We start from the raw sequence: 6,763 nt of genomic DNA on the forward strand, positions 1-6,763 counted from the left end.
TCCAAAAGTCCTATACCTTCCACCTCTTCCCCTCTGTGACAACACACATAGCCTTCAACGCCTCAAGCCGTAGCGCTTCTGTCCCGGAAGGAGGAAACTCTTAAGCAGGTGCCGATCCGGCATGAGTTGGACATTCATCCACATCCTCGGCCCGACACCACAAGGCCGTGGATACACACCGAGAAGAGGAATGATGACGACAGAGCAGAACGCTCCTATCGAAGCCGAAGCCTGGGCTGGTTTCACAACCGGCAACTGGGACAAGGAAATCGACGTCCGCGACTTCATCCAGCGCAACTACACCCCGTACGAGGGCGATGCCTCCTTCCTCGCCGGTCCGACCAAGAAGACCCTGAGAGTCTGGGACACTCTCGAAAAGGAATACCTCAGCGAAGAACGCAAGGTCCGCATCCTCGATGTCGACACCCACACCCCCGCCGATATCGACGCCTTCAAGCCCGGCTACATCTGCTCCGACGATGACGTCGTCGTCGGCCTTCAGACCGACGCTCCCCTCAAGCGCGCAATGATGCCCAACGGCGGCTGGCGTATGGTCGAGACCGCAATCAAGGAGGCCGGCAAGGAGGTTGACCTCGAGGTCAAGAAGATCTTCACCCAGTACCGCAAGACCCACAACGACGCGGTCTTCGACATCTACACCCCGCGCATTCGCGCCGCCCGCTCCTCGCACATCATCACCGGCCTTCCCGACGCCTACGGGCGCGGCCGCATCATCGGCGACTACCGCCGAGTCGCCCTCTACGGCGTGGACAAGCTCATCGAATGGAAGCAGGCCGATAAGGACCGTTACGCTGACCAACCCTTCTCCGAGCACTGGGCCCGCTACCGCGAAGAGCACTCTGAGCAGATCAAGGCCCTCAAGAAGCTCAAGAAGATGGCCGGCGACTACGGTTTCGACATCTCCGGCCCGGCGAAGACTGCGAAGGAAGCAGTCCAGTGGACCTACTTCGGTTACCTCGCTTCTGTGAAGTCCCAGGACGGCGCGGCCATGTCGATCGGCCGCCTCTCGGCCTTCTTCGACTGCTACTTCGAGCGCGACCTCAAGGCCGGTCTCATCACTGAAGCCGATGCCCAGGAAATCATTGATGCTCTTGTCATTAAGCTGCGCATCACCCGATTCCTGCGCACCATCGACTACGACCAGATCTTCTCAGGCGACCCCTACTGGGCCACCTGGTCCGACGCAGGTTTCGGCGACGACGGTCGCACCCTGGTCACCAAGACCTCCTTCCGTCTCCTCCAGACCCTCCGCAACCTCGGCCCCGCCCCGGAGCCGAACATCACGATCTTCTGGGACGAGAATCTTCCGAAGGGCTACAAGGAATTCTGCGCCGCTATTTCGATCGAGACCTCGTCCATCCAGTACGAGTCCGATGGTCAGATCCGCGAGCACTGGGGCGATGACGCCGCCATCGCATGCTGTGTCTCCCCGATGAGGGTCGGCAAACAGATGCAGTTCTTCGGTGCGCGCGTCAACGCCGCTAAGGCTCTCCTCTACGCGATCAACGGCGGACGCGATGAGATGAGCGGCAAGCAGGTCGTCCATGGCTACGCCCCCATCAGCGGTGACGCCCCGCTCGACTTCGACGAGGTCTGGGCGAAGTACGAAGAGATGCTGGACTGGGTTGTCGGAACCTACGTTGAAGCCCTCAACATCATCCACTACTGCCATGACCGTTACGCCTACGAATCCATCGAAATGGCGCTCCACGACTCCGAGATCGTGCGCACCATGGGATGCGGCATCGCCGGTCTGTCGATCGTTGCCGACTCCCTCGCGGCCATCAAGTACGCGAAGGTGACCCCGGTGCGCGATGAAACCGGCCTGATCGTCGACTACGTCACCGAGGGAGAGTTCCCGACCTACGGCAACGACGACGACCGCGCCGACGACATCGCTGCGACCATCGTTCACACGATCATGGACAAGATCCGTCAGATCCCCATGTACCGTGACGCGATCCCGACCCAGTCGGTCCTCACGATCACCTCCAATGTCGTCTACGGCAAGGCCACAGGCAGCTTCCCCTCGGGCCACCGTGCGGGCACCCCCTTCGCCCCCGGTGCCAACCCGGAAAACGGCATCGACACGCACGGTATGGTCGCCTCCATGCTCTCGGTCGGCAAGCTCGACTACAACGATGCGCTCGACGGCATTTCGTTGACCAACACGATCACGCCCTCCGGCCTTGGCCGTACCAAGGATGAGCAGATCGAGAACCTCGTCGGCATCCTCGACGCGGGCTTCGTGCCCGACGACAACTGCGAGATGATCATTCAGAAGTGACCATTCCTGTGGGAGGGCCACCCATGCCCTCCCACAGGACCACTTCACCACCACCCCCCAGAAGGAGATAAACAATGACTGTCAAGACCTACGAAGAGCGCCTCGCCGACATGAAGGCCGCCCGCGAAGAGCGCGGCGAGAACGACGGCCTCTACCACGCCAATATCAATGTCCTTGACCGCGCCACCCTCGAAGACGCGATCGAGCACCCCGAGAAGTACCCGAACCTCACGGTCCGCGTCTCCGGCTACGCCGTGAACTTCGTCAAGCTCACTCGTGAGCAGCAGCTCGATGTGCTCTCCCGCACCTTCCACCACTCCGCCTGAGCCCTAGCGGCTCGGCTGTGAGTGAGTGAACGCTTTGTGGGGCGCAGACCAATGGTTCTGCGCCCCACAGGCATCCCCCACTCTTTTCAATGAGGAATGATGACGACACAGCTTTCCGCAGACATCCCCGTTGGCGACGGCTCCAGTATTGTCGCCAGAACTCCCCGCAGCGCTGACGACGACAAACAGCTTCGCGACCAGGACTTCCAAGCACCCATGTCGCGCGCTCTCGGCTTGGGCACGGCGGGTCTCGTTGAGCTCACCGAGATCGAACGTCATGAGCGCCTGACTCGTATGCGCGAAGGCACCCTCGGCTCCGTACACTCCTGGGAGCTCGTCACCGCAGTCGACGGCCCGGGCACTCGTCTCACTGTCTTCCTCAATGGATGTGGCCTGCGCTGCCTCTACTGTCACAACCCCGACACCTTCCTCATGAAGGACGGCGCCCCTGTCTCCAGTGACGAGATCCTTGGCCGTATCCGCCGCTACCGGCGCATCTTCCGTGCGACGGGCGGTGGCATCACCATCTCGGGCGGCGAAGCCATGATGCAACCGGAGTTCGTGCGCCGAATCTTCCACGGCGCCAAGGAAATGGGCGTCCACACCTGCCTGGACACCTCCGGCTTCCTCGGCGTCAACTGCGACGACGACATCCTCGACCACCTCGACCTGTGCCTGCTCGACGTCAAATCCGGCCTACCGGACACCTACAAGCGAGTCACCTCAGGAGAATTGCAGCCGACCATTGATTTCGGCGACCGATTGGCCGCCCGCGGCACCACCCGCGTGTGGATCCGCTTCGTCCTCGTCCCGGGGCTAACGGATGACTGGGACAACATCCACGCGATCGGCGAGATCATCAGCAAGTGGAAAAACGTCATCGACCGCGTCGAAGTTCTCCCCTTCCACCAGATGGGCCGCGACAAGTGGCACTCCCTGGGACTGAAGTACGAGTTGGAGGAAACGAAGCCCCCGACGCCGGAGGCGACCGCAAAGGTCCGTGAATACTTCGAGTCCCTGGGCTTCGAGGTGCACTGAACCGGACCGGACCGCCCGGCTCTACCCAGGAGCCCGTGAACTCATCACAGAGCCGCCCCCGCGAATGCGGGGGCGGCTTGTATTTCGTAGCGATGGAACACGGTTCCCTCCCCATCCACTCAGGCCTGTGTTCTGTTTCATAGATCTGATACGCTCGAAGTGTTCTCGTCTATTCGCGAGCATCAGGAGACGAAGATGTCCACCTTCTCACCCCTCGGCCCCGCCGCTCTCGTTGGAGTGAGCCTCGCCGCCATCGCCCTGACGGCCAGCGCATGTTCCCCCGCGGCCCCGGAAGAGGACGCCGTTCAGAGTTCTGCTCAGAGCTCCGCCGAGGATACTGATCAAAGCGCTTCGCAGATCGGCAACTGTCGAATCATTCCACTGAGCGGAGTCAGTCCAGACACTCTCGAAGAGTTCTGCGAACTCTTCCCTGAGACAAAAACTCTACCGAACGATGTTCTTCTAGAAGAGCTCACTAAAGAAGTCGAGGACGCCGAGACAATGGGCATAACGCCCGAGGAGTACTTCAGAAATGCCATTGAGGCGGTTCGCATGAACGACGAGGCCATGCGGAGGGCCGTAGAAGGAGCGACCGGAGACGCCCCCGCACAATCGCACTGAAGCATCTTCACGATCAACATCCCGCAAACTCCTGAACCCGCACCTTCCCAGACGCCGCCCGCATCGTGTCGATCATGTCTCGGGCGAGGCGAGCCACATCAGCGTCGAAGCTCTCAACGAGGGCGCTGGGCCGGTGCAAGATCGGCTCGCCTGCAATGACAATAGGTCGCACACTCACCGAAGCACTCCCTCGCCACTCGCACGTTCCTCGTCGAGGCGCCGGATGACGCGCGCCGGATTACCGACGGCAATGCAACGCGCGGGAATATCCCGGGTGACGACGGCACCTGCGCCGATGACGGCCTCGTCGCCAATCGTCACTCCCGGGCAGATAATGACCCCGCCGCCCAACCAGACGTTATCGCCGATGGTGATGGGTTTCGCAGACTCCCAGCCTTCGCGTCGAGGCCCGGGTTCAAGCGGGTGGATGGGGGTCAGGAGTTGCACATTTGGACCGATCTGGCAGTCCGCTCCGATATGGATCGGCGCAACGTCGAGGGCGATGAGCCCGAAGTTGATGAAGGTGCGCTCCCCGATGAACAGATTCTCTCCGTAGTCGACTCTCAGGGGCGGGCGGACCTCGACCTCTTCACCGAGGAAGCCGAGGAGGCAGGCAAGGATGAGGCTCGCAATATCGGGGTCGCTCGCAAAGGCGCGGGCGTGCAGATCGCACAGGCGCTGCGCGCGGCTGGAGAACGTGGAAAGCTCATTGTCTGCGATATAGAAATCGCCATCGATCATCCGCTGGCGGTTCGTGCGTCCATCAGGGGCGTAGGGATTCTTCTCCTCGTTACTCCTCATGCTCCGAGCCTAAGCGCATCACGCTCCTCAGGACACGTCTTCGCCGACCCGATCTCACCTCAAGGTCCGAAGGTGCCACCGCTGCGCCTCTGCTCCGATATGCCTGTGCGTATCCTGGGATAGTCGAGGGATCGGAGGAAGCGGACGATGCGAAGCCGAACGGGCATTGAACGGACCCAGATCTCTCCTCGCCGCGGCCGAAGCTCCTTGCGCATCGGCGGCGTGATCCTCCTCGTCCTCTTCCTCGCCGCGGGCGCGGGCCTGGGCTCTTATCGACATCACAATCTCCACTTCGACGACGGGCGCATAGACGCGCTGCACGACGCCGGATTCGTCGAGAAGCAGGCGAAGACCCCCGAAGGCCCGGTCCTCAACTACGCCGAGGGCCCCGACAACGGCCCGGGCACTCGTCTCACTGTCTTCCTCAATGGATGTGGCCTGCGCTGCCTCTACTGTCACAACCCCGACACCTTCCTCATGAAGGACGGCGCCCCTGTCTCCAGTGACGAGATCCTTGGCCGTATCCGCCGCTACCGGCGCATCTTCCGTGCGACGGGCGGTGGCATCACCATCTCGGGCGGCGAAGCCATGATGCAACCGGAGTTCGTGCGCCGAATCTTCCACGGCGCCAAGGAAATGGGCGTCCACACCTGCCTGGACACCTCCGGCTTCCTCGGCGTCAACTGCGACGACGACATCCTCGACCACCTCGACCTGTGCCTGCTCGACGTCAAATCCGGCCTACCGGACACCTACAAGCGAGTCACCTCAGGAGAATTGCAGCCGACCATTGATTTCGGCGACCGATTGGCCGCCCGCGGCACCACCCGCGTGTGGATCCGCTTCGTCCTCGTCCCGGGGCTAACGGATGACTGGGACAACATCCACGCGATCGGCGAGATCATCAGCAAGTGGAAAAACGTCATCGACCGCGTCGAAGTTCTCCCCTTCCACCAGATGGGCCGCGACAAGTGGCACTCCCTGGGACTGAAGTACGAGTTGGAGGAAACGAAGCCCCCGACGCCGGAGGCGACCGCAAAGGTCCGTGAATACTTCGAGTCCCTGGGCTTCGAGGTGCACTGAACCGGACCGGACCGCCCGGCTCTACCCAGGAGCCCGTGAACTCATCACAGAGCCGCCCCCGCGAATGCGGGGGCGGCTTGTATTTCGTAGCGATGGAACACGGTTCCCTCCCCATCCACTCAGGCCTGTGTTCTGTTTCATAGATCTGATACGCTCGAAGTGTTCTCGTCTATTCGCGAGCATCAGGAGACGAAGATGTCCACCTTCTCACCCCTCGGCCCCGCCGCTCTCGTTGGAGTGAGCCTCGCCGCCATCGCCCTGACGGCCAGCGCATGTTCCCCCGCGGCCCCGGAAGAGGACGCCGTTCAGAGTTCTGCTCAGAGCTCCGCCGAGGATACTGATCAAAGCGCTTCGCAGATCGGCAACTGTCGAATCATTCCACTGAGCGGAGTCAGTCCAGACACTCTCGAAGAGTTCTGCGAACTCTTCCCTGAGACAAAAACTCTACCGAACGATGTTCTTCTAGAAGAGCTCACTAAAGAAGTCGAGGACGCCGAGACAATGGGCATAACGCCCGAGGAGTACTTCAGAAATGCCATTGAGGCGGTTCGCATGAACGACGAGGCCATGCGGAGGGCCGTAGAAG

At 61.5% G+C, this 6,763-nt stretch carries 8 protein-coding genes; 6 read left to right on the forward strand and 2 right to left on the reverse strand.

What is annotated here, in order from left to right; translation table 11 throughout:
* The first annotated feature begins 193 nt into the window (after window positions 1–193).
* From JFX23_RS01265 to JFX23_RS01280, 4 genes are all read left to right on the forward strand, one after another.
* On the forward strand, window positions 194–2,308 hold the full coding sequence (locus tag JFX23_RS01265; protein WP_198775310.1) for a pyruvate formate lyase family protein: 2,115 nt from the start codon (window positions 194–196) through the stop codon (window positions 2,306–2,308).
* 74 nt (window positions 2,309–2,382) lie between these two features.
* Window positions 2,383–2,634, forward strand: coding sequence for an autonomous glycyl radical cofactor GrcA2 (gene grcA2, locus JFX23_RS01270; RefSeq protein WP_005964370.1), 252 nt, complete (start codon window positions 2,383–2,385; stop codon window positions 2,632–2,634).
* 216 nt (window positions 2,635–2,850) lie between these two features.
* Window positions 2,851–3,672, forward strand: a complete 822-nt coding sequence (gene pflA, locus JFX23_RS01275) for a pyruvate formate-lyase-activating protein (protein WP_198775312.1) — start codon at window positions 2,851–2,853, stop codon at window positions 3,670–3,672.
* 195 nt (window positions 3,673–3,867) lie between these two features.
* Window positions 3,868–4,293 (forward strand): hypothetical protein, encoded by a 426-nt coding sequence (locus JFX23_RS01280; RefSeq protein WP_198775226.1) that lies wholly within the window; start codon window positions 3,868–3,870, stop codon window positions 4,291–4,293.
* A 13-nt stretch (window positions 4,294–4,306) separates the two neighbouring features.
* Here the strand turns inward: JFX23_RS01280 and JFX23_RS01285 are convergent, their stop codons facing one another.
* Both JFX23_RS01285 and JFX23_RS01290 read right to left on the reverse strand, forming a co-directional pair.
* Complete coding sequence (locus JFX23_RS01285) at window positions 4,307–4,471, reverse strand: peptide deformylase (RefSeq protein ID WP_198775243.1); 165 nt, start codon at window positions 4,469–4,471, stop codon at window positions 4,307–4,309.
* On the reverse strand, window positions 4,468–5,094 hold the full coding sequence (locus JFX23_RS01290; RefSeq protein WP_198775245.1) for a sugar O-acetyltransferase: 627 nt from the start codon (window positions 5,092–5,094) through the stop codon (window positions 4,468–4,470). The genes JFX23_RS01285 and JFX23_RS01290 overlap by 4 nt, the downstream gene beginning before the upstream one ends.
* 147 nt (window positions 5,095–5,241) lie before the next feature.
* Between JFX23_RS01290 and pflA (JFX23_RS01295) the strand changes: the two genes are divergently transcribed.
* Together pflA (JFX23_RS01295) and JFX23_RS01300 are read left to right on the forward strand one after the other, a co-directional pair.
* Window positions 5,242–6,177 carry a pyruvate formate-lyase-activating protein gene (gene pflA, locus JFX23_RS01295; RefSeq protein WP_233050420.1) on the forward strand — a complete coding sequence of 312 codons (936 nt, stop codon included), beginning with the start codon at window positions 5,242–5,244 and terminating at the stop codon, window positions 6,175–6,177.
* A gap of 195 nt (window positions 6,178–6,372) precedes the next feature.
* On the forward strand, window positions 6,373–6,763 hold a 391-nt coding region (locus JFX23_RS01300), incomplete at its 3' end, for a hypothetical protein (RefSeq protein ID WP_198775248.1).

The sequence above is a fragment of the Schaalia cardiffensis genome, assembly GCF_016405145.1.
Taxonomy (GTDB): Bacteria; Actinomycetota; Actinomycetes; order Actinomycetales; family Actinomycetaceae; genus Pauljensenia; species Pauljensenia cardiffensis.

Coding starts and splice junctions, on each gene's coding strand:
- pflA (WP_233050420.1), top strand. CDS start 5,242: ATGCGAAGCCGAACGGGCATTGAACGGACCCAGATCTCTCCTCGCCGC.
- pflA (WP_198775312.1), top strand. CDS start 2,851: ATGTCGCGCGCTCTCGGCTTGGGCACGGCGGGTCTCGTTGAGCTCACC.
- JFX23_RS01265 (WP_198775310.1), top strand. CDS start 194: ATGACGACAGAGCAGAACGCTCCTATCGAAGCCGAAGCCTGGGCTGGT.
- JFX23_RS01280 (WP_198775226.1), top strand. CDS start 3,868: ATGTCCACCTTCTCACCCCTCGGCCCCGCCGCTCTCGTTGGAGTGAGC.
- JFX23_RS01290 (WP_198775245.1), bottom strand. CDS start 5,094: ATGAGGAGTAACGAGGAGAAGAATCCCTACGCCCCTGATGGACGCACG.
- grcA2 (WP_005964370.1), top strand. CDS start 2,383: ATGACTGTCAAGACCTACGAAGAGCGCCTCGCCGACATGAAGGCCGCC.